This is a genomic window from Sinorhizobium sp., assembly GCF_059070375.1.
Map to the genome: position 1 here is coordinate 2,742,766 of NZ_JCACWC010000003.1, position 20,949 is coordinate 2,763,714.

Annotated in this window: 21 protein-coding genes and 1 pseudogene; 8 read left to right on the forward strand and 14 right to left on the reverse strand. The window is 64.0% G+C overall.

Annotated elements, in window-relative coordinates; all coding sequences use genetic code 11:
• Positions 1 to 103: 103 nt before the first annotated feature.
• The 14 genes from AC5J09_RS25260 to AC5J09_RS25325 form a co-directional block, all read right to left on the reverse strand.
• Positions 104 to 1,291, reverse strand: coding sequence for a sugar ABC transporter substrate-binding protein (locus AC5J09_RS25260; RefSeq protein ID WP_494298806.1), 1,188 nt, complete (start codon positions 1,289 to 1,291; stop codon positions 104 to 106).
• Between the two features lie 403 nt (positions 1,292 to 1,694).
• Positions 1,695 to 2,468, reverse strand: coding sequence for an SDR family NAD(P)-dependent oxidoreductase (locus tag AC5J09_RS25265; protein ID WP_494298807.1), 774 nt, complete (start codon positions 2,466 to 2,468; stop codon positions 1,695 to 1,697).
• 44 nt (positions 2,469 to 2,512) lie between these two features.
• Positions 2,513 to 3,949, reverse strand: a complete 1,437-nt coding sequence (aldA, locus tag AC5J09_RS25270) for an aldehyde dehydrogenase (RefSeq protein WP_494298808.1) — start codon at positions 3,947 to 3,949, stop codon at positions 2,513 to 2,515.
• A gap of 29 nt (positions 3,950 to 3,978) precedes the next feature.
• Positions 3,979 to 4,974 carry a zinc-binding dehydrogenase gene (locus AC5J09_RS25275; protein WP_494298809.1) on the reverse strand — a complete coding sequence of 332 codons (996 nt, stop codon included), beginning with the start codon at positions 4,972 to 4,974 and terminating at the stop codon, positions 3,979 to 3,981.
• Positions 4,975 to 4,982: 8 nt separating this feature from the next.
• Positions 4,983 to 5,774: an SDR family NAD(P)-dependent oxidoreductase gene (locus tag AC5J09_RS25280; RefSeq protein ID WP_494298810.1), complete on the reverse strand. Its 792-nt coding sequence runs from the start codon at positions 5,772 to 5,774 to the stop codon at positions 4,983 to 4,985.
• Positions 5,752 to 6,279: a 2,4'-dihydroxyacetophenone dioxygenase family protein gene (locus AC5J09_RS25285; RefSeq protein WP_411921558.1), complete on the reverse strand. Its 528-nt coding sequence runs from the start codon at positions 6,277 to 6,279 to the stop codon at positions 5,752 to 5,754. The genes AC5J09_RS25280 and AC5J09_RS25285 overlap by 23 nt, the downstream gene beginning before the upstream one ends.
• A 9-nt stretch (positions 6,280 to 6,288) precedes the next feature.
• Positions 6,289 to 7,953 (reverse strand): GMC family oxidoreductase, encoded by a 1,665-nt coding sequence (locus AC5J09_RS25290; RefSeq protein ID WP_494298811.1) that lies wholly within the window; start codon positions 7,951 to 7,953, stop codon positions 6,289 to 6,291.
• Positions 7,950 to 9,044 (reverse strand): ABC transporter ATP-binding protein, encoded by a 1,095-nt coding sequence (locus AC5J09_RS25295; protein WP_440852141.1) that lies wholly within the window; start codon positions 9,042 to 9,044, stop codon positions 7,950 to 7,952. Before AC5J09_RS25295 ends, AC5J09_RS25290 begins: the two co-directional genes overlap by 4 nt.
• A gap of 3 nt (positions 9,045 to 9,047) precedes the next feature.
• Entirely contained in the window at positions 9,048 to 10,157 is a 1,110-nt protein-coding gene (locus AC5J09_RS25300) for an ABC transporter ATP-binding protein (protein ID WP_494298812.1), read from the reverse strand.
• Positions 10,157 to 10,399, reverse strand: coding sequence for a hypothetical protein (locus tag AC5J09_RS25305; protein ID WP_411921554.1), 243 nt, complete (start codon positions 10,397 to 10,399; stop codon positions 10,157 to 10,159). Before AC5J09_RS25305 ends, AC5J09_RS25300 begins: the two co-directional genes overlap by 1 nt.
• Before the next feature lie 4 nt (positions 10,400 to 10,403).
• The gene (locus tag AC5J09_RS25310) at positions 10,404 to 11,264 is read right to left on the reverse strand and encodes a carbohydrate ABC transporter permease (RefSeq protein WP_018095822.1); all 861 of its coding nucleotides are present in this window, start codon (positions 11,262 to 11,264) and stop codon (positions 10,404 to 10,406) included.
• 10 nt (positions 11,265 to 11,274) lie between these two features.
• On the reverse strand, positions 11,275 to 12,174 hold the full coding sequence (locus AC5J09_RS25315; RefSeq protein ID WP_411933770.1) for a carbohydrate ABC transporter permease: 900 nt from the start codon (positions 12,172 to 12,174) through the stop codon (positions 11,275 to 11,277).
• Positions 12,175 to 12,316: 142 nt separating this feature from the next.
• Complete coding sequence (locus AC5J09_RS25320; RefSeq protein ID WP_494298813.1) at positions 12,317 to 13,669, reverse strand: ABC transporter substrate-binding protein; 1,353 nt, start codon at positions 13,667 to 13,669, stop codon at positions 12,317 to 12,319.
• A gap of 60 nt (positions 13,670 to 13,729) precedes the next feature.
• On the reverse strand, positions 13,730 to 14,800 hold the full coding sequence (locus AC5J09_RS25325; RefSeq protein WP_411921550.1) for an Ldh family oxidoreductase: 1,071 nt from the start codon (positions 14,798 to 14,800) through the stop codon (positions 13,730 to 13,732).
• A gap of 32 nt (positions 14,801 to 14,832) precedes the next feature.
• On the opposite strand from AC5J09_RS25325, the pseudogene AC5J09_RS25330 reads away from it, so the two are divergent.
• The 8 genes and pseudogenes from AC5J09_RS25330 to AC5J09_RS25365 all read left to right on the forward strand — a co-directional run.
• Positions 14,833 to 15,018, forward strand: a pseudogene (locus tag AC5J09_RS25330) (GntR family transcriptional regulator); the annotation flags it as partial.
• Positions 15,019 to 15,257: 239 nt separating this feature from the next.
• The gene (locus AC5J09_RS25335) at positions 15,258 to 16,028 is read left to right on the forward strand and encodes an SDR family NAD(P)-dependent oxidoreductase (RefSeq protein ID WP_411921549.1); all 771 of its coding nucleotides are present in this window, start codon (positions 15,258 to 15,260) and stop codon (positions 16,026 to 16,028) included.
• Between the two features lie 35 nt (positions 16,029 to 16,063).
• Entirely contained in the window at positions 16,064 to 17,158 is a 1,095-nt protein-coding gene (locus AC5J09_RS25340) for a glycerol dehydrogenase (protein WP_494298814.1), read from the forward strand.
• 17 nt (positions 17,159 to 17,175) lie between these two features.
• Positions 17,176 to 17,904: an SDR family oxidoreductase gene (locus AC5J09_RS25345; RefSeq protein ID WP_494298815.1), complete on the forward strand. Its 729-nt coding sequence runs from the start codon at positions 17,176 to 17,178 to the stop codon at positions 17,902 to 17,904.
• A 1-nt stretch (position 17,905) separates the two neighbouring features.
• Positions 17,906 to 18,670: an SDR family oxidoreductase gene (locus AC5J09_RS25350; protein ID WP_494298816.1), complete on the forward strand. Its 765-nt coding sequence runs from the start codon at positions 17,906 to 17,908 to the stop codon at positions 18,668 to 18,670.
• A gap of 30 nt (positions 18,671 to 18,700) precedes the next feature.
• Entirely contained in the window at positions 18,701 to 19,345 is a 645-nt protein-coding gene (locus AC5J09_RS25355) for a glucose-6-phosphate isomerase (protein ID WP_494298817.1), read from the forward strand.
• On the forward strand, positions 19,342 to 19,995 hold the full coding sequence (locus AC5J09_RS25360; protein ID WP_440852149.1) for a bifunctional 4-hydroxy-2-oxoglutarate aldolase/2-dehydro-3-deoxy-phosphogluconate aldolase: 654 nt from the start codon (positions 19,342 to 19,344) through the stop codon (positions 19,993 to 19,995). Before AC5J09_RS25355 ends, AC5J09_RS25360 begins: the two co-directional genes overlap by 4 nt.
• On the forward strand, positions 19,992 to 20,945 hold the full coding sequence (locus AC5J09_RS25365; protein ID WP_494298818.1) for a shikimate dehydrogenase family protein: 954 nt from the start codon (positions 19,992 to 19,994) through the stop codon (positions 20,943 to 20,945). Before AC5J09_RS25360 ends, AC5J09_RS25365 begins: the two co-directional genes overlap by 4 nt.
• Positions 20,946 to 20,949: the final 4 nt, after the last annotated feature.

Consider the following 20,949-nt stretch of genomic DNA (forward strand, 5'->3'; position numbering starts at 1 on the left):
GGAACGTGCCCTTTCTATCTCTGCATGCCGTTTGCATCTGCATACAAGCGGCGGCGCGGAGCACCCCTCTCTCGAGAGGATGCTCCGCAGCCCTGGGAGAAGCTCAGTCGGCTTTCTTGCAGTTCGCCCGGATGGTCTTCCAGTCGATCGGCTCAAGCTTGGGTTCCGGATAGAAGTTGCGCGCATTCGCCTCGTAAACGCTGCGCGGGCGAATGTCGAAGGTCTTCGGCACTTCCAGGCCGCAGGCGAGTTCGACGGCAAACTTGGTGCCGAACCAACCCCAATCGGCGAAGCCGTGGGTCGTTTCGGCGATCATCTTGCCCTCGGCTATACGGTCGACCGACTCCGGCGTGACGTCATTGGTGAAGATCGCCACCTTCTTGTCACCGACAGTCGCGCCGTCCTGTGTGGTTTCGAGCCGGTTCTGCGAGCCGGCGACGAGCATCGCGCCGAGGCCCATCTCGTTCGACGCCGCCCAGATGAAATCGAGATCGCCCTGATTGGCCTGCAGGATATCCTCGGCGCAACGCGTGCCCTTCTCGCGGTTCCAGTCGCCGGCGCAGGTGCCGCCGACGATCTCGATACCCGGGAACTGCTCGAGCACCTTGCGGAATCCGTCGAGGCGGGCCGTCGAGAAGAAGCCGCCGGCAACGCCCTCGATGATGGCACCGCGCGCCTTGATCTTGGCCTTTTCCTCGGCCGAGAGCTTGGAAGCGATATCCTCCCAGAACTTCAGGTCGAGATAGGTGCCGGGTTCGACATCGACCTTGTCGCCGCTACCGAGCACGCCCGGACCGCCGAAATAGTCTACGACCGAATAGGCGCTCACCTCCGCGCCCTGCGTGTTGTCGAAGCCGATGTAGGACGAGACGTCAACGCCGTCGATCGGCTCGAGCAGATTGACGACGACGACCGGGATGCCGGCTTCCGTCGCGCGGACAAGGGCCGGCTTGACGGTCGCGACTTCAGCCGGGGAAACGGCGATGAGGTCGACCTTGCGCTGGATCATGTCCTCGATGATGCTGACCTGCTCGGCAAAGGCCGTGGGGCTGGTGGGCGACTTCGTCAGAACCTTGACATTGAAACCATTCTTATTGGCGTCCTCGGCAGCCAGTTCGAAGAAATTCGTGGCCGTCTTGAAGACGCCGGTAATGTCCGGCGGCACCCAGCCGATGGTAACGTCGATATTTTCGCCGTCCTGCGCAACGGCCGGCGCAGCGCCCAGCATCGGCAAGAGTGCGATAGTGGCCGCCGCTGCGAACAGCGATGATTTTGCGAGCTTTTTGAACATAGCTCCCCTCCCTCTCGAATTCTCCTCCACGCGTGCGGCGAACGCCGACCGGCTTTCCCACTCTCACGCAAGGACATGCTAGACAATGCCATTTTGTAATTCAACTACATTTTTTGGTGATTTCGCTTGCGACAAGCCATTCCTCGCTTCAGGAAAACGCCAGAAACTTGGCCGTGCACCAGGGAGCACTAGATGAATCAGACAGGAATCTATGCTGGATATGTAGCTTGACTACGAAAAACCCAGGAGCAAGAGGCACCGACAGAAACTCACTGTCGGTGCTTATTTATCATGTTGTACGTATAGCATGTCATGCTGATAAATCAAACCGGGATCGGGTCCCCCTCCTCCCAAACCGCGATCCCGGACGGAAAACCGCTACGCACTTTTCCTAGAATTGCTCTTACCAGCAGGTATAGCCGGCATCCGCGGCAACGATGGACCCGGTCATGAGGCTGGAGGCGTCGGACGCCAGGAAGAGCACGACCGAGGCGATCTCGTCCGGCTGGCCGAGGCGATGCATCGGCGTCATGTCGAGCCATTGCTCGTACATCGGCTTGTCCTCCTTGGCGAAAGTCAGAAGCGGCGTGTCGATATAGGTCGGCGCGACGGAGTTCACCCGCACGCCGCGGGTCGCCCACTCGGCAGCAAGCGAGCGGGTCAGGTGATGGACGCCCGCCTTGGCCGCATTGTAATGCACCTGCTGTTGCGGCCGGTTGACGATGGTGCCGGACATGGAACCGATCGTGACGATCGATCCCCCGCCCTTGGCCAGCATATGCCTGCCGAAGGCCCTGCAGGACCGGAAAGCGCCGCTGAGATTGATGCCGATCATCCGCTCCCAGTCTGCGTCCGAGAGCTCTTCGGCTGGAACGCCGGCATGGGCGATCCCGGCATTTGCAACGAGGATGTCGGCCGCCCTGCCGCCATCTGCCAGCCGGTCCGCCACCGCATTGATGGAAGCGCTGTCGCCGATGTCGATCAGGTCGGTCTCGACGGCATATCCTTTGGCTGCCAGCGCGGCCCGACCGGCTTCGCAGCGCTCCACGCTGACGTCGGTGAGCACGACCGCCGCGCCGGCTTCGCAAAGCGCTTCAGCGCAGGCGAGCCCGATCCCCTGCCCGGCTCCTGTCACCACGGCCACGCGGCCGGAAAGATCGAATTTTCTGAGGTACATACTATTCCCTTCTGGCCGGTCACTGCCGGTCCGTCATTCCCACCTCAGCCGTGCTGGATATAGACGGCTTGCGTTTCCATGTACTCGTAGAAGCCGTGCTTGCCGTCCGCACCGCCGATCCCGGATTTCTTGCGCCCGGCATGGAAGCCCTGATAGGCCTCGCCGTTTTCCCGGTTGATATAGGTCTCGCCGAACTTCAGGCGCCGCGTGACGCGCATCGCTTTGTTGAGATCCTGAGTGTAGAGCGATGACGTCAGACCGTATTCGGTATCGTTGGCGAAGTGGACCGCCTCGTCGGCATCTTCGACGACGGCGACCGGCGCGACGGGACCGAAGATCTCCTTGCGCATGATTTCCATGTCCGGGGTGCAGCCGGTAAGCACGGTCGGTTCATAGTGGCGGCCGCGATTGCGCTCGGCGCGCTTTCCGCCCAGCACCACCGAGGCCCCCGCCTCGCGTGCCCGGTCGACCATGGCCTCGACCTTGTCCAGTTGGACCGCATTGACGAGTGGCCCCATGTCGACGGTCCGCTCGGCGATCGGATCGCCATAGGTGACGGCCGCCATGCGTTTTATGAAGCGCTCCGTGAATTCGTCCGCCACCTGCCGCTCGACGAAGATGCGTTCCGCGCAGTTGCAGACCTGGCCGGTATTGATCACGCGCGACGCCGTGATGGCCTCCACCGCGAGGCCGAGGTCGGCGTCCTTCAATACGATCGCCGGGGCCTTGCCGCCGAGTTCGAGATTCACCCGTGTGAGATTCTTCGCCGCGGCTTCCATGATGGCGACGCCCGTCGGCACGCTGCCGGTGAAGCTGACGAGATCGATGCCCGGATGACCGGACAGGGCGGCGCCCGTCGTGCGCCCGCGCCCGGAAACCATGTTGAACACACCCTTCGGCAGGCCGACCTCATCCGCCAGCTCGGCGAAGAGAAACGCATTGAGCGGCGTTTCCTCGCTCGGCTTGATGACGATCGTATTGCCGGCAACGAGCGCCGGGGCGAGCTTGCGTCCGATCAGATAGAACGGAAAGTTCCAGGGCAGGATGCCGGCGACCACGCCGACCGGCACGCGATTGAGATAGATCGTCTCGCCCTTTCGGTCGCTGGCGATGATCTCGCCCTCGATACGGCGCGCCCACTCGGCCATGTAGTCCATCAGCCCGGCCATGCCGAGCACCTCGTCCCGGGCCAAGGATAGTATCTTGCCCTGTTCGCGGGAAATCGTTTCGGCGAGAACATCGACCTTGCCGCGGATCTTCTCGGCGATCGCCTTGACATAACCTGCCCGTTCGATGGGCGGCAGTTCCGACCAGGCGAATTGCGCCCTGCGCGCGGCGTCGACCGCCGCATCGACGATCTCGGCCGGGCCATCCGGGATCTCCGCGATCTGCTCCGCGGTTGCCGGGTTGTACACGGCGATGCGGTCGGAGGTGCGGTCCTCGACAAACTGGCCGTCGATGTAGTGCGTGTTCCTGGACATGGTGTTTTTCCCGTGTTGCATTGTTCTCGTCAGGCATCCGGCGCGACGCGGGCGACGATCTTGCCCGTCACCGCCCGGCGCCGCAGCCGCCGCAGCGCGTCCGGGACATCCCCGAGCGCCACGATCTCTTCGATCATCGGATCGATCCCGCCCGCCGCAAGACGCGCCATCATGTCATCGCCGATGCGGGCGAAATCGCACTGGGTCGGCAAGTGGCCGGCATGATAGGCGCCGCCCAGAGCGACCTCGTGGATCGATGCGGCATAGGTATAGGACGGCACGTCGGTCATGACCGGCAGCGGGTCGATCGATACGAGATGTCCATTGTAGTGAATAAAGGCGAGCGACTTGCGGGCGTCCCCGGGGTTGACGACTTCCAGCATGACATCGACGCCTTCGCCGCCCTCGGTTTCTGCCCGCACCTTCCGCAAAAGGTCCGCGTCCCGGTAGTCCAAGACGACATCGGCGCCGAAGCCGCGAACGGCGGCGAAATGCTCCGGCCGCGCCAGCGCGATCACCTTCGCGCCGGCCTGATGGGCCAGTTGCGTGGCAAATCCGCCGACGCCGCCATTGGCGCCCTGGACAAGGACGGTCTGGCCCGCCTCGAGCCGTGCCTTTCGGAAGAGCGCCTGATAGGCCGTGTAGCCGGCGCAGGGGATGGCCGCCGCATCGGTAAAGCCCACGCCGTCGGGCAGACGCGACGTGGCGTGCGCCTGTGTGAGGCAATATTCGGCGAAGACGCCGGCCTTCCAGAGGCTGTTGTGAACCACTGCCCGGTCGCCGACCTCCCAGCCTTCGACGCCCGGCCCGACCGCGTCGACGACACCGGCGGCGTCGAGCCCCAACACATGCGGGTAGCTCCATTCCGGCTTGTGATCCAGGGTCAGCTTCCAGTCCACCGGATTGATCGAAACGGCGATGACCTTGAAGCGCAATTCGCCGGGACCCGGCTCGGGTATTGGCAGCTCGTCGAGCGTTACGTCGTCGAGCCGTGCCTGCGGTCCGGGGAGAACGATAGCCTTCACGTCGTGCCTCACATGGTCAGATAGCCGCCGTCGACGACCAGCACGCTGCCGGTAACGAAGCTTGCGAGCGGCGAGGATAGATAGAGAACACCACCGGCAACTTCCGCCGGCTCGCCCCAACGGTTAAGCGGCGTGCGGCCGATGATGGCCGCATTGCGCTCCGGGTTCTCGCGCAGGGCCGTCGTCAGGGGCGTCGCGATCCAGCCGGGCGCGATCGCATTCACCCGGATTTTATCGGCCGCATAGGCGATCGCCAGCGATTTGGTGAGCTGGGCGATGCCGCCCTTCGAGGCCGAATAGCCGGGCACCAGCCCTCCGCCGAAGAATGACAACATGGAAGCGGTGTTGACGATCGTGCCGGCGGCTTCCGCAAGGCGCGGCCGGGCGGCGGCACAGACGCGCATGGAGCCGTTGAGGTTGACGTCGACGACATCGGCGAACACATCCGGGTCGAGTTCGTCGTTACGGCGGATCACGCCGGCGCAGTTCACCAGGTGGTCCAGCCGCGGCAGATCGGCGACCAGAGCCTCGACGGCAGACCTGTCGCGCACGTCGAGCGTGGCGAATCGCACTTTCCGGAGTTCAGGCCGGTTTTTGGCGGCGGCAATCTCCGCCTCGGTAACGCCCGTGGCCAGCACGTCCGCGCCGAGTGCGGCGAAGGCCTCGCAGATCGCCGCCCCGATGCCGGAGGTCCCGCCGCTGACCATCACCTTCCGACCCTCGAAGAGGCCGGGGCGCAGGTAGGCGGCGGGATTGCCGGTCGCGCCGGTCCGCTCTTCAGCGGATGAACTGGTCGACATAATCCGCCCCCAGCCCGACCGCGTCGTAATGGGCGCGGCACATATCGATCTTGGTGAACACGTCCTCGAAGCCGAGCGGCTCGCCGAAGGCGTCGACGTAGTACATGATGCCGTTGACCTGGAAGAAGGTGATCATCTCCTCCACGTCGTCGGGCACGACCAGCGTGTGGGTTTCGCCCGGCGGCTCGAAGACATAGCCGCCCTCCTCGGCCACCCAGTCGTGCTCCAGATAGTGCCAGCGGCCCTTCAGCACGAAGCCATGGACCGCCTGCGGATGCCGGTGGCGGCTGAGCACGCCGGATTTGCGAACTTTCAGCAGGTTCATCCAGTAGCCGGCGGAACGATTGAGACAGAGCGGGCGAAACCAGACATTCTGCCCCTGCGGTACCCACACCCGGTCGTCGGCCGGGATCGCGTCGGGAATGACGATGTCGGGCAACGCCTCCTTCGGCATGGGATATTGATAGGGCATGCGCGGATTGGGATCGGTCTTCATGGGGGGCATGGCTGTATCCTAGGCTGTCTGGCGATTTGTCGAGGGGCTGCGGGGGGCGATTCCCGCAGGCTGGCGGCGCTTGCCGCCGGTGATGAACTCCACCGCCTTGTCGGCGACGACCAGCACGGCGGCGTTGGTGTTGCCGGAAACGATGGTCGGGATCGCGGATGCATCGATGACCCGGAGCCCTTGGACCCCGCGGACCCGCATCTCGGCGTCGAGCACGCCGCCGGCGTCGCCATCTCGGGCCATGCGACAGGTGCCGACCGGGTGATAGACGGTCTTGACGAACCGCCGAGCATGTTCGGCGAGATCCGCATCGGACACCTTGTCGGGACCGGGAAACACCTCGCGCGCGATCATCGACCGCAGGGGCTCCTGCCGCAGGATTTCACGCGCGCGGCGAACGCCGCCGATCGACAGGCGCAGGTCCTCCGGATCGGCCAGATAGTTCGGATCGACCAGGGGCTGATCCTTTGGATCGGCGGAGGCGAGCTGTACCGAGCCGCGCGAACGCGGCCGGGCAACGCAGGAATTCAGTGTGAGCCCGTGGCTGGCCTCCTGGTCCGTATGGTCCTTGTCCAGATAGACCGTCGGTACGCAAAACTGCTGAACCTTCGGGTCGCCGCAGAGATCGTCGGGATCGAAAAAGGCGCCCGCCTCGACGCCGTTGGACGTCACCGGCCCGCTACGGTTGAGAAGATATTCGAGGCCGTTGCGCATCTGCTTCCAGCCACGATCGTGGCCGTAATAGCCGAATGGACCGTTACAAAGCGCCACGACCGGCGTCTCCGTGTGGTCCTGCAGGTTGGCACCGACGCCCGGCAGATCGACAAGCGTCGAAATGCCATGGGACTTCAGATGATCCGCGGGCCCGATTCCCGAGAGCATCAGAAGCTTCGGCGTCGCGATGGCGCCTGCGGCAAGCAGCACTTCGCCATCGCAGCGGACTTCAGCGACAGACCGTCCGCTACCGTTCCCGGAATAGCGTACGCCGACGGCGCGGCCGTTCTCGATGATGAGTGAATGAACGAGACAGCAAGTCTTCACGTCCAGCCGGCCGCTCGCCATGGCGGGGCGCAAAAAGGCATCGACTGCCGAGCAGCGCCGACCATCGCGCGTCGTCACCTGATAGGCGCCTGCACCGCGCTGGCTTCGACCGTTGAAATCGCCGTTATGCGGCAGGCCGATGCCCTGGGCCGCCAGGACGAAGGCGCGCGAGAGCTCGCAGATGTGCTCGAGATCCGATACTTTCCACGGACCGCCGACACCATGATAGTCGTCGTTCAGCCGCGCATTGTCCTCCATGGCCGTGAAATAGGGCAGCAGCGCATCATAGGACCATTGATCGTCACCGATCTCGTCCGCCCAGCCGTCGTAGTCGGCCGGCTGGCCGCGCATATAGACCATCGCGTTGACCGACGAACCGCCGCCGAGCACGCGTCCTTGCGGCACGATGGGCCTTCGGCCCCCGAGCCGGGCCTGCGCCACGGACTTGTAGAACCACATGTATTTCTCGACGCCGAGAAGCTTGACGAAGCCGGCGGGCATGCGGATCAGCGGATTGCGGTCGTCCGGTCCCGCCTCCAGGACCAGCACCCGCGCGCCGTGCTCGCCCGCAAGCTTCCCGGCTGCAAGACAACCCGCCGTTCCGCCGCCGACCACGATGTGGTCGTAGCTCATGCGACGATACTCTCGACCTTGCCCGCCTGCGACCGCGGGAACAGCAAGAGGTGCTCCGGGTCGATCGAGACCGGCACCGCCTCGCCGCGCTTGGGCGTGACCGACGGATGGGCGACCAGGGTGAACCGTGTATCGCCGACGTCGACGAAGATCAGATTCTGATCCTGCAACTCTTCCGTGATGAAGACCTTGCCGTCGAGGCGCAGCGGGCTGTCGCCGTCGATCGAAAGAAAGTGCGGCCGGATCGCCGCGAGGCCCCCCTCGCCGATAGCCTGCGCGGCGGCATGAAGACGCTCCGGCAAAACCAGCTTCCGGCCTTCGAACTCGATCCCCCAGCCGCCGTTCGCCGCCACCACGCGGCAGTCGAAGAAATTGATCGGTGGCTCGCCCACGAAACCGGCGACGAACGCGTTCTTCGGGCGGGCGTAGACCTCGTCGGGCACCGCCATCTGCTGGATTTCGCCGTCGCTCATCACCATGACCCGGTCGGCGAGCGCCAATGCCTCCTCCTGGTCATGGGTGACGTAGATCATGGTGTAGCTGAACTTCTGGTGGAGGCTCTTGATGAAGCGGCGCATGCGGTAGCGCTGGCGCGTATCCAGATGCGAGATCGGCTCGTCGAGAAGGAATACCGCAGGGTTGCGCACCAGCGCCCGTGCCAGGCCGACACGCTGCGCCTGTCCGGAGGAGAGGCCCTTCGGCTTGAGGTTCAGGAGCGGCGTCAGCTCCATCTTCTCGGCAATGTCGCGGACCTGGCGGTCGATTTCCCTGTTGTCGACATTGGCCGAACGCAGCGGAAAGGCGATGTTCTCGTAGATCGAGATCGTCGGATAGAGCGCGTAGGACTCGAAGGACATGGCGACGTTCCGGTCGCGGGCGCGCACGTCGTTGACGCGCCTGCCATCGAAATAGATGGCCCCCTCGGTGATCGTCTCCAGACCGGCGATCATACGCATCGTCGAAGACTTTCCGCAGCCCGAAGGGCCGAGAATGGCGACGAACTCGCCATCGGCAATTTCGAAATCGATGCCGTGCACGGCCTGGAAGGCGCCATAGCGCTTGACGAGTTTTTCAGCTCTGATGGATGCCATTTGTCAAACTCCTGCGGAAGGCGTCGCGTGCGTGACCGCCCGGGCGTTCTGGAACAGATGAATGGCATCGCGCGGGAAGGCGATGGCGACCGTTTCGCCGACACCGAGCGGCGTGCCGGCGGGCACCGAGACTGAAACCTGGTCGCCGCCGATGCCAACCAGTGCGATCTTCATGTAGCCTAGGTTCTCGATGACATCGACGCGGCCGCGAAGCGCGTTGGAATCTCCCTCCCGGGCGATCCGGACCTCGTTGGAGCGGAAACCCACCTGGATCCGCGAGCCGGGCTCGTCGTCGAGGTCCCGGACGGCCTCGGCCGCAAGCGAGGCCACCGGCATTCCGTCCGCCGTAACGAAATCGACCTTGCCGTCGTTGCGCCGCGGCTTCACGGAGATGAAGCTCATCGGCGGGTCGCCGACGAAGGAAGCGACGAAGGCGTTGGCGGGCCGGTGATAGAGATCGGCGGGTTTGCCGACCTGCTCCAGCTTGCCGGCATTAAGTACGGCGACGCGGTCGCCCAGCGCCAATGCCTCGCGCGACGAAGTCGTGGTGAAGACGACAGTCGCGGCCAGGTCCTCCGCCAGCGCCTTCAGTTCGGCGCGTATCTTGTGGCGCAGTTTCGCGTCGAGATGGCCGACCGGCTCATCGAGAAGATAGATATCGGCCGGCCGGATGATCGCACGGCCGAGCGCGACGCGCTGGCGCTGCCCGCCGGAAAGGAAGCCCGGCCGCCGCTCGAGCAGGTGCCCGATGCCGAGAATCCCGGAAATCCGCCTGACCCGCGCCTCGATCTCGGCGCGGTCGAAACCGCGCGCCTTCAGCGGAAAGGCGAGGTTCTCGCCGACCGAAAGGTGGGAATAGAGCGCATAATTCTCGAAAGCCATGGCCGCGTCGCGCTTTTCCGGCGGCACGCGCAGAATGGACGTACCGTTGCGCAGCACGTCGCCGCTGGTCGGCTTGGATATCCCCGCCAGGATGTTGAGAAGCGTGCTCTTGCCCGCGCCGGCAGGCCCGTAAATCACCAGGAATTCCCGGTCCCGCACGGCAAGATCGATCTTGCGCAGCGCGACCTTGGCAAGCCCGTATCGCTTGTGGACGGATCTCAATTCGTACATCAGACGTCCTCCTGCATCAGGGCGGCAACGTCGGCCTCGGCCTGCCGACGCTCGGCGATAAAGCGATTGCGCGCGCGGACGACGAAAGCCGCAGAGATCGCGAACGCAACGATGTTCATGACGATGACGGACACCGACCGGCTGGTGAAATACGGCTCGATCAGGCCGAGCCAGACGAAAACGATGCCGACATAGATGAGGATGACGCGGAAGCCGGTGTCCCAGCCTTGACTGAAGCTCATGACCTTATCCTCTCACAGCGCCGAAGGTCAGGCCTCGGACCATGTAGCGTTGCATGGCCAGCACGAAGACCAGCATCGGCAGGACGCTGATGGTGGCAGCGGCCGCGACCGGGCCCCAGAGAATGCCTTGCAGGGTGAAGAAGGACTCGACGCCTACCGTCACGGTGCTCGCGGCCTTACGGGTCAGGATGTAGGCGAAGAGGAACTCGTTCCAGCTGAAGATCAGCGTGAACACCCCGGTGACTGCGATGCCGGGGGCGGCCAGCGGGCACACGACCTTGGCCAGGACCTTCAGCCGCGACAGGCCGTCGAGACGGGCGGAATGTTCGAGCTCGCGGGGAATGTCCTGGAAGAAGGACACCAGCAGCCAGATGGCGAAAGGCAGGTTGAACACCGTATAGGAGATGATCAAAGCCCCCGGCTGGTCGAGGCCGATGCCGAAGAAGCGGCCGATGCCGGTCTTGCCGACATCCCGAAAGATCAGGAAGTAAGGCAGGATCACTGCAATCGCCGGAAACATCTTTGTCGACAGGATGAAAAAGAGCAGATGGCCGTCGCCGACATTGTAGCGGGCGAAACTATAGGCCGCGAGCGACCCCGTGACGACGACGATGATCGTCGAAGCGACGGAGATGAACAGCGTGTTCTTGATGTAGAACAGGAAGTTCTTGTCGTAGATCGCGTGCGTGTAGTTTTCGAGCGTCGGGGTGAACAGGAAGCGCGGCGGCGACACCATGACCGCATCGGCGGGCTTGAACGAGGTGATGATCATCCAGGCGATCGGAAAGACGATGAAGCCGAGCACGAGCACGATCAGGCCGTAGCGGAGCGCTTCCTTGGCAAAACTTGATTCACGTTGCAGCATGGCGCTCTCCTCAGCCTTCCGATGCGCGGGACGAAAATTGGGTGAGCAGCGGGCGCAGCGCGAAGAGGCTTGCGACCAGCATGGCGTAGAGGAAGAAGATCGCCATGGTGGATGCATAGTCCATCCGGAACAGCTTCAGGCCCGTACGGTAGAGATAGAAGGTCATGGTTTCGGTCACCGTGCCCGGTCCGCCGCGCGTGAGCACCGCCACCGCGTCGTACAGCCGGACGCTGTCGATGGTGCGCAGGACGAGGACGAGGAAGAGCACCGGTTTCAGCATTGGAAAGGTCAGGGTGCGAAGCACCCGGACGGTGCTGGCGCCATCGAGTTCGGCGGCTTCGAAAGGCTCCTTGGGCAGGGCCTGGAGACCGGCGAGCGCGATCAGCGCGACGAAAGGCGTCCATTGCCAGACATCGAACAGGATGACCGACCAGAGCGCGATCGTATAGTCGCCGAGCCAGTTGGGCTCCGGCAGCCCGACGAGGCCAAGGAAGTAGTTAATCAGTCCGAACTGGGTGTCGTAGAGATAGCGCCAGAAAAGGCCCGTCACCGCGGCCGAGGTGGCAAGCGGCAGGATCATCAGGCTGCGGATGACGCCCTTGCCGGCCGTGGCGCCGTGAATCAGGAAGGCGATGGCGATGCCGAGCACCATTTCGAGGGTGACGGCCGTCAGCGTGAACTTGAGCGTAACCCAGACGGAGCTCCAGAAGGCCCTGTCGTGCAGCACCGCCCGGTAGTTGTCGAGACCGACGAAGTCCCCGATCCGGCCGCGCGTCAGGTCGGCGAAACGAAAGGACACGTCCAGCGCATAGGCGAGCGGCAGCAGGGCGAAGACCAGAATGACCAACATCGCAGGCACGACGAGAAGGATCGAAAACCAGCGATCGGACATGGCAGTCGGGCTGGCCACTCCCCTTTCCCGTGACGCCGGCACGGATAGCGACTGCGACATCAAACTCCTCCAGAAGGTTGCGCGGGGTCGCCCGCGCCTTTCGATCGATCCGCATGGTGGGCTGGCGCCCACCATGCATTGCGTTGAGGGATGCCTCCGATCACTTCCCGATCGGGCACGGGCCGCCGCAAATCTTCTCGACTTCGCCGGCAAGCTGTTCGGCGGCCTGGCGGGCCGAGATCTGGCCGGCAGCGGCCGATTGCAGCGGGATCTGCATCGTGTTGTAGATCTTCGCGCCGAACGGCGTGTCGAACAGGTTCGAGCGGAAGCCCTTCATCGACTCGAAGATTTCCAGGAGCGTTGCGAAATGGCCGGTCTTCGCGCGGCTCTCCGGTGCGGCGAAGGCCGGATCGGAAAGAACGCTCATCAGCGTGGAGCTCCCGCCGGCCTTGGCGAACTCCATCTGCGCATCATGTCCGCCGATATAGGCGACGAAATCCATCGCCTCCTTCGGGTGGGCGGATGATGCGGAAACCGCCAGCAGGAAACCGCCGATATAGGCTTTCTTCTCCGGCGCCTCGGCGACGCCCATCTGGGCACCCGGTACTTTTTCGGTCTGCACCGCATTCGGCCACTGATCGAGGAAGAAGGAATAGGTCTGGGCGATCTGCCCGTCCTTCATCTGGTTCATGACGCCGTCATAGGTCACGGTAAGCGCGGCCGGCGGCGCGTATTTGACCAGTTCCAGATAGTCGTTCATCGCCTTTTCGACGGCATCGACCGGCACCTTGCCTTCGTCCGTCAACCAGTCGGCGCCCTGGGACCAGAGCACACCGGACATTTCGTCCTGGATCTCCGGGAAGGGACCAGCCATCAGGCCGACGCCGTAAAAGTCCTTGGTGAGCTTTTCCCCTTTCAGCGTCTCGCCAGCCTTGCGCGTGAAGAACTCGGCGATGTCGCGGTGCTGCGCCCAGGTGGTCGGCACGGCGAGGTCGTAGTTGAAGCGCTTCTTGAAGGCTTCCTTTTCGGTCGGGTCGTCGAACAGGTCGGCGCGATAGATGTAACCGGCCGTGTAGGTGTAGTAAGGCAGGCCCCAGACATCGCCCTTGTACTGCGTCGTCAACGCTGCGAGCGTCGGCGCGACATCGTCGAGTTGCTCCTTCTTGTCCGCGAAATATTCGGTCATCGGCAGAATGAGGCCGTTGTCGGCGAATTCCGCCTTTTCGGAGGTTTCGAGGGTCACGACGTCATAGGCACCGGTCTGGCCGACCATTTCGATGACCTGCTTGTTGTAGAGCTGCGAGTTGTCGATGTTGACGACATTGACCTTCACGCAGTGGCCCGCCTCGAAGCCCGACACCAGCTTCGCCATCGCATCCGTGTAGAAGCCCGCGATCGTGGACCATGTGATCGGCACGCGATCCGCATCCGCGCATTCCTGCGCCATGGCGGCCGGCGCCGTCGAGGTCAACAGCGCTGCGGCCAGCAATCCCTGCTTCAGCATCGTTTTCATTCTATTCCTCCCCAGTTGATGGCCGGAGGCTCCCTGCCCCGGCACGTGTTGGCTATGAAACTAACTCCCCTCGGAGCTTCCGGCCGGTTCGGCCGGGTCCCGCAGCAGACCAAGAAAGGCCGCGGTATCGGGATCGATCGGGATGCCGGTTTGCGCACGCGCGGCTTCGACACGCCATTCGCGGTCGCCAGGCGCCAGCACTTCACCCCCCTCCTGCGCGGGCGCGGCCCGCAGGGCTTCCAGATAAGCAGCCATGCCCCTGTTGAAGACGTCGCGTCCGCCAAATCGGTCCGGATCGATGGCAAGCAGGAAATGACCCATTCCGCGCGGGGTCGAATAATCATCCGTTCCGACCATGGGCATGAGGTCATGATCGAGGGTCATGCCCTGCAGGATGGCCGACAGCAGCGTCGCGACGCCGGCAAGAGCTGCACCCTTGAAGGAAAAATCCACACCGCCGAGCGGCAGAAGCGTCCTGCCATCGGAAGGCTCCACGGTCGGCCGACCCGCCTCGTCGACCGCGACCCCCGCCGGCAAAGACACTCCGAGGGACTTGTAGAGGAGCAGCCGGTTCAGCGGGATAGACGAGGTTGCCATGTCGAGCAGCCAAGGCCGCGCGCCGCCGCTTGGCGCGGCAAATGCCAGGGGGTTGGTGCCGTGGAAGGCCTCGCGACCCTGAAACGGCGCCACGACCCTGTCGGAATTGGTGGTGGCAAAGCCGATCATGCCCGCCTCGGCGGCCACCCGTGCATAGGCGCCGGCCGCGCCGAAATGCGAGGAACGGATGACTCCGACCGCGCCGATGCCGCTTTCGCGCGCCAGTTCGATGGCCTGATCCATGGCGACATAGGCCGCGTGATGGCCGAGCGCGTTGTCGCCATCAACGACGGCCGTGGCGGCCGCGGTCCGGCGGACCGTCATGCTCGGCGTGCCGTTGACCCGGCCGCCGCGCAGCACGCGGTCATAATGAACCACCAGCCGCACGCCGTGACTGTCCACCCCGATGCGCGAGGCGTGCATCATCGCCCGCACCGCTGCAGTGGCCGAGTCCTGCGCAGCGCCGGCCTGGCGCAAGGCGTTCTCGACTCGCGCTTCGAGCAAATCAGGGGCAACTAGTATCTGGACGGACATATCAAGCCTACCTGGAGATTGCGGGCGACGGGGCCTCCTCGTTCGAAGACCATGTGTGCCTTGCCGAGCTGGTCGCGAGCAGTGACGACGATGCCGCAATCGACCTCATGGGACGGCACATCGCGGCGACGCGAGAGCACTATCTGGCTGCAGCGAAGGCGCGCGACGCTGAAGGGGCGACGGCGACCAAGGGACGACGCCGGGCAACCCGTCGCTGAGGTCCCACCCTTCCAGCGGTTCGGCCGGAAACGGCATTGACGCAGGACGCCCATGCAATAGCCCTCCTGTAGCTTAGCTACATTTAACCGAGACAGCGCCAGGATAAATTTACTCATCCCCGGCGTAATCCGGCAATTCCACCTCTGATAGTTAGATTTTCGGATTGACACTCGATTGTCAAGGTAATTAAACTACATTTTTAGAGGCGCCGGGATGCGCATAGCCAGGGAGGGGAGAAGTGTACGCTGAGCTTTTCAGACTGAATGGGCGCGCCGCTTTCATCACTGGCGGCAGTCGCGGCATCGGCTTCGCCTGTGCCGAGGCGCTTGGCGAAGCCGGTGCGCGCGTGGCCATTTCCGCCCGCTCGCGCGACGAAGGTGAAAAGGCTGTCCGGCAACTGAAGCAGAAGGGGATCGAGGCGATCTACCTGCCCGCTGACATTTCCAACGAGGCCGCTGCGCAGCAGGTCGTCAGGCAGGCAGCAGCAGAGTTGGGCGGGCTCGACATCCTCGTGAACAATGCCGGGATCGCGCGCCATTGCGACAGCCTGAAACTCGAGCCGGAAACCTGGAACGAGGTGATCAACACCAATCTGACCGGCCTTTTCTGGTGCTGTCGCGCGGCTATCGAGACGATGGCGGCGGCCGGCCGCGGTTCGATCGTCAACATCGGATCGATCTCGGGTTACATAAGCAACCTGCCGCAGAACCAGGTCGCCTACAACGCCAGCAAGGCGGGCGTACACATGTTGACGAAGTCGCTCGCGGGTGAATTCGCCAAGAGCAACATCCGCATCAACGCCGTCGCCCCCGGCTATATCGAGACGGCGATGACGCAGGGTGGTCTGGATGATCCCGAATGGTCGAAAATCTGGCTCGGCATGACGCCGCTGGGCCGCGCGGGCAAGGCCAGCGAAGTGGCGGCAGCGGTGCTGTTCCTTGCTTCGGACGCCGCCAGCTACATCACCGGCTCGGTGCTCACCATCGACGGTGGCTACACCATCCACTGACCTACACATCACCATGCAGCGATAGGAGCAATTGAATGGCACGGGCATTCGGCGGTCCGAACAAATACATCCAGCGTGCGGGCGAGATCGACAAGCTGGCGGCCTATCTGGCGCCGCTCGGCAAACGCGCGCTCGTCCTGATCGACCGCGTGCTGTTCGACGCACTCAGCGAACGCATCGGCAAAAGCTGCGGCGACTCGCTCGACATCCGCTTCGAGCGGTTCGGCGGAGAGTGCTGCACCTCCGAGATCGAGCGCGTCCGCAAGGTCGCAATCGATCAGGGCAGCGATATTCTCGTGGGCGTGGGCGGGGGCAAGACGGCCGACACAGCCAAGATCGTCGCCATCGACACTGGAGCCCGCATCGTCATCGCACCGACCATCGCCTCGACCGACGCGCCCTGCAGCGCGATTGCCGTGCGCTACACCGAACATGGGGTCTACGAGGAGGCGCTCCGCCTGCCCCGCAACCCGGACGTCGTCGTCGTCGATTCCGCGCTGGTGGCAGCCGCGCCGGCACGCTTCCTCGTCGCGGGGATCGGCGATGCGCTTTCGACCTGGTTCGAGGCTCGCTCCAACATCGAGTCGCGCACGGACAATTATGTGGCCGGCGGCTTCCCCGCTACCGAAGCCGGGATGGCAATCGCCCGGCATTGCCAGGATGTGCTGATACGCGATGCCGTCAAGGCGAAGATCGCCGTCGAGGCCGGCCTGCTGACCCAGGCGGTCGAAAACATCATCGAGGCCAACACGCTGCTATCCGGCCTCGGTTTCGAGAATTGCGGCTGCTCGGCCGCGCATGGCATCCATGACGGCCTGACAGTGCTGGAGGAGGTGCACGGTTATTTCCACGGCGAGAAGGTCGCCTTCGGCACGCTTTGCCTGCTGATGCTGGAAAACCGCGACCGATCCGAGATCGAGACGATGATACGCTTCTGCCGCAGCGTCGGACTGCCGACCAAATTGGCGGACCTCGGCGTCGTCGATGACGTGCCCGCCAAGATCGGGCGCGTGGCGGAAGCCGCCTGCCGGCCCGGCAACATCATCTATGCCACGCCGGTCGTCATCACCGTAGCGGCCGTGCGCGACGCGATCCTGGCGCTCGACGCTTTTTCACGCAGCATCCACTGACCGACGGGAGGCAAACCATGACCGGCAGAAAGCCGCTCGTCATGATCACCGGCGCAAGCGCCGGCATCGGACAGGAAACCGCGCGCGTCTTCTCGGCCGCCGGTTATCCCCTGCTCCTGATCGCCCGCCGATCCGAACTGATCGAGGCGATGGCGCTTCCGAACATGCTCGCGGTCGCCGCCGACGTCCGTGACTATGATGCGCTCGCAAGCGCGATCCGGCAGGGTGAGGCGCAGTTCGGCCCGGTCGACTGCCTCATCAACAATGCCGGCATCTCCCGTCTCGCCCGGCTCGACGAGCAGGACCCAGCGCAATGGCGCGATCTCGTCGATATCAACTGCCTCGGCGTTCTCAACGGCATGCACGCGGTCGCTCCCGGCATGAAGGAGCGGCGCCACGGCACCATCATCAACGTCTCCTCCATCGCAGGCCGCAAGGTCTATCCGCACCATGATGTCTATGGCGGCACCAAGCATTTCGTACATGCCGTCAGCGAAGGAATGCGCCAGACCATGTCGTCTCATCGCGTCCGCGTCATGGTCATCTCGCCCGGCGTTGCGAAGTCGGAGATCGACAAGACCATCACCCACCAGAACGCCTACGACTTCTGGGACAGCGGCCGCAAGCAGCTCGACGGCGGGTTGAATGCCAACGACATCGCGCGGACCATGCTCTTTGCCTACGAGCTGCCGCAGGACGTCAATCTCCAGGAGATGACGATCACCCACACAGGCCAGGAATTCTGACATGACGGAAGTCCCCTCCTCCGACGACCTGCTCGATTTCAGCGGCAAGACCGTCGTGGTCACGGGCGCCGCCACCGGCATCGGCAGGGCAGTTGCCGAAGCTTTCGCCGCGAAGAAGGCGCGCGTCGCGCTTCTGGATCGCGACGCCGCCGTTTCGGATGTGGCCGTTTCGCTCGGCACCGGCCACATCGCCCATGTGGCGGACGTGACGGACGAGCAGGGAGTCGAGCGCGCCGTCAAGTCGGTGACCGAAGCCTTCGGCCGGATCGACATTCTGATCAACAATGCCGGCATCGGGCCGCTTGCCCCTGCGGAAAGCTATCCGACGGTCGAATGGGACCGTACGCTCGCCGTCAATCTCAAGGGTGCCTTCCTCATGGCGCGCGCGATCGCCCCCGGCATGCTGGATCGGGGGTCGGGCCGCATCGTCAACATGGCCTCCCAGGCGGCGGTCATCGGCATCGAGGGCCATGTTGCCTACTGCGCCAGCAAGGCGGGCATCATCGGCATGACGAACTGCATGGCGCTGGAATGGGGTCCACGCGGCGTCACCGTCAACGCGGTCTCGCCGACAGTGGTCGAAACGGAGCTCGGGCTAACCGGCTGGGCTGGAGAGAAAGGCGAGCGCGCCCGCGCCGCCATCCCAACGCGGCGCTTCGCCAAGCCGTGGGAGATCGCCGCATCGGTACTCTACCTCGCCAGCGGCGCGGCCGCGATGGTCAACGGCGCGAACCTCATGATCGACGGCGGTTATACGATCGCCTGATACCAAGAACGAGACATACGAGGAATTACTTTGACAAAGCTATTTGAGCCCGCAGGGTGCCAGGTCGATCTGCGGACCGGTGCCATGAGCGATGCAACGGGCGCCTATCAGAAACGCTTCCGCGATCTCGCCGGTCTTTATGCCGACGAGGCGGCATTCTCTGCCATGCAGGAAACCTGGAACGATACGGTCGTCTACGAGGTCTCGGAATTCCGCCCCAACGAACGCACCGGCGACCTCATTTTCGGTATCACCGGCATGCTGCCGGGCAAGGTGGGCGAAGAGTATTTCGTCACCCGCGGCCACATTCACAAGCAGTCGGACCGGCCGGAAATCTACTACGGCCAGAAGGGGCGCGGCCTCATGCTCCTGGAATCTCCGGAGGGCGAAGTCCGCGTCGTGCCCATCGACGCGCAGACGGTCTGCTACGTGCCGCCATACTGGATCCACCGGTCGGTGAATATCGGCGACGACGAGCTCGTGATGCTCTTCTGCTACCCTGCCGACTCTGGCCAGGACTACGACTGCATCGCCAAGGCGGGCGGCATGCGTGCGCGCATCATCGATGACGGCAAGGGCGGCTGGAAGCAGGTCGACAATCCCAATTGGCGGATGCGCGACGCGGCGACGGTCGCCGCGCTCTATGGCCGCGAAAAGAAGGAGAAAACCGCATGATTGCCCCGTTCGACACAGCCGCAACTCTCGGCGTCGTTCCGGTCATCGCGATCGAGCGCTCCTCCGACGCCGTCGCGCTGGCCGATGCGCTTCTCGAAGGCGGCTTGCCGCTTGCCGAAATCACATTCCGCACCGAAGCAGCCGCCGAGGTGATCGCGATCATGGCCGAGAAGCGCCCGGAACTGCTGGTCGGCGCCGGGACGATCCTGACGCCGGATGCTTTGCGCGCAGCGATCAGTGCGGGTGCGCGCTTCGGCCTCGCGCCCGGCTTCGACGCAGAGATCGTCGCAGCCGCCAAGGCCAAGGATTTTCCATTCGCTCCAGGCATCATGACGCCCTCCGACCTGACGGCCGTATCCCGCAACGGCCTGAAGCTCGCAAAATTCTTTCCGGCCAAGGCGGCCGGGGGCCCGTCGATGCTGGAGGCGATCAGTGCTCCCTTCGCCCATCTCGGCACCCGCTTCGTGCCGACCGGCGGCGTCAGCCTCGACAACATGCATGAATGGCTGAAGCTTGGCGCGGTGGCTGCCGTCGGCGGCACCTGGATCGCCACCAAGGCCGACATCGGCGAAGGTCGTTGGGCCGACATCACGGCAAAGGCGCGCGCGGCAGTCGCACGGGCGAAGGAAATACGCGAGGTGACCCGATGAGCCGCTACCAGCCCGCAACCCAGCCAACTTTCTATTTCATCGGCGTGACGACGGCGAAGAGCTCGATCATGCGGGTCTTCCCCGCCTGGGCGCGTCACCTTGGCCTGAAGGACGCGGTCCTGAAAGGTATCGACTTTCCGCTTCATGCCGATCCGGCGGCCTACCGCGAGGCCGTTTCCTTCATCAAATCGGACCCGCTGTCGCTCGGCGCGCTGGTCACGACCCACAAGATCGACCTGTTCAATGCGGCACGTGATCTCTTCGACGTGATCGATCCGCATGCACTGCTGATGCACGAGACGAGCTGCCTGTCCAAACGCGGCGGCAAGCTCGTCTGCCACGCCAAGGATCCCATCTCATCGGGTCTCGCCATCGACGGCTTCTTGCCGGCCGGCCATTTCGCCGAAACCGGCGCGGAAGTTCTGTCGATGGGAGCCGGCGGTTCGACCATCGCCATCACCTGGCATCTCATGCAGGAAAAGCGCGGGGACGATTTACCCTCCCGCATCGTCGTGACCAATCGGTCGCGCCCCCGCCTCGAGGAATTGAAGCGGATTCACGAGGCAATGGGCGCCCGCGTGAAGGTCGATTATGTCCTGGCCGACAGGCCGGAGCTGAACGATGCGGCCATGGCCTCGCTGAAGCCCGGTTCCATGGTGATCAACGCGACCGGTCTGGGCAAGGACGCGCCGGGTTCGCCGATCACCGATGCCGGCCTTTTCCCCGAGCGTGCCGTCGCCTGGGACCTCAACTATCGCGGCGACCTCGTCTTTCTCGATCAGGCGCGACGGCAGCAGGCCGCGCGCGGGCTGCAGGTGGAGGACGGATGGACCTATTTCCTGCACGGCTGGACTCAGGTCATCGCGGAAGTGTTCGATATCGTCATTCCGACCTCCGGGCCGGCCTTCGACGAGATTTCGCGGATCGCCATCGAGGCGGCAAAGGGGTGACGCC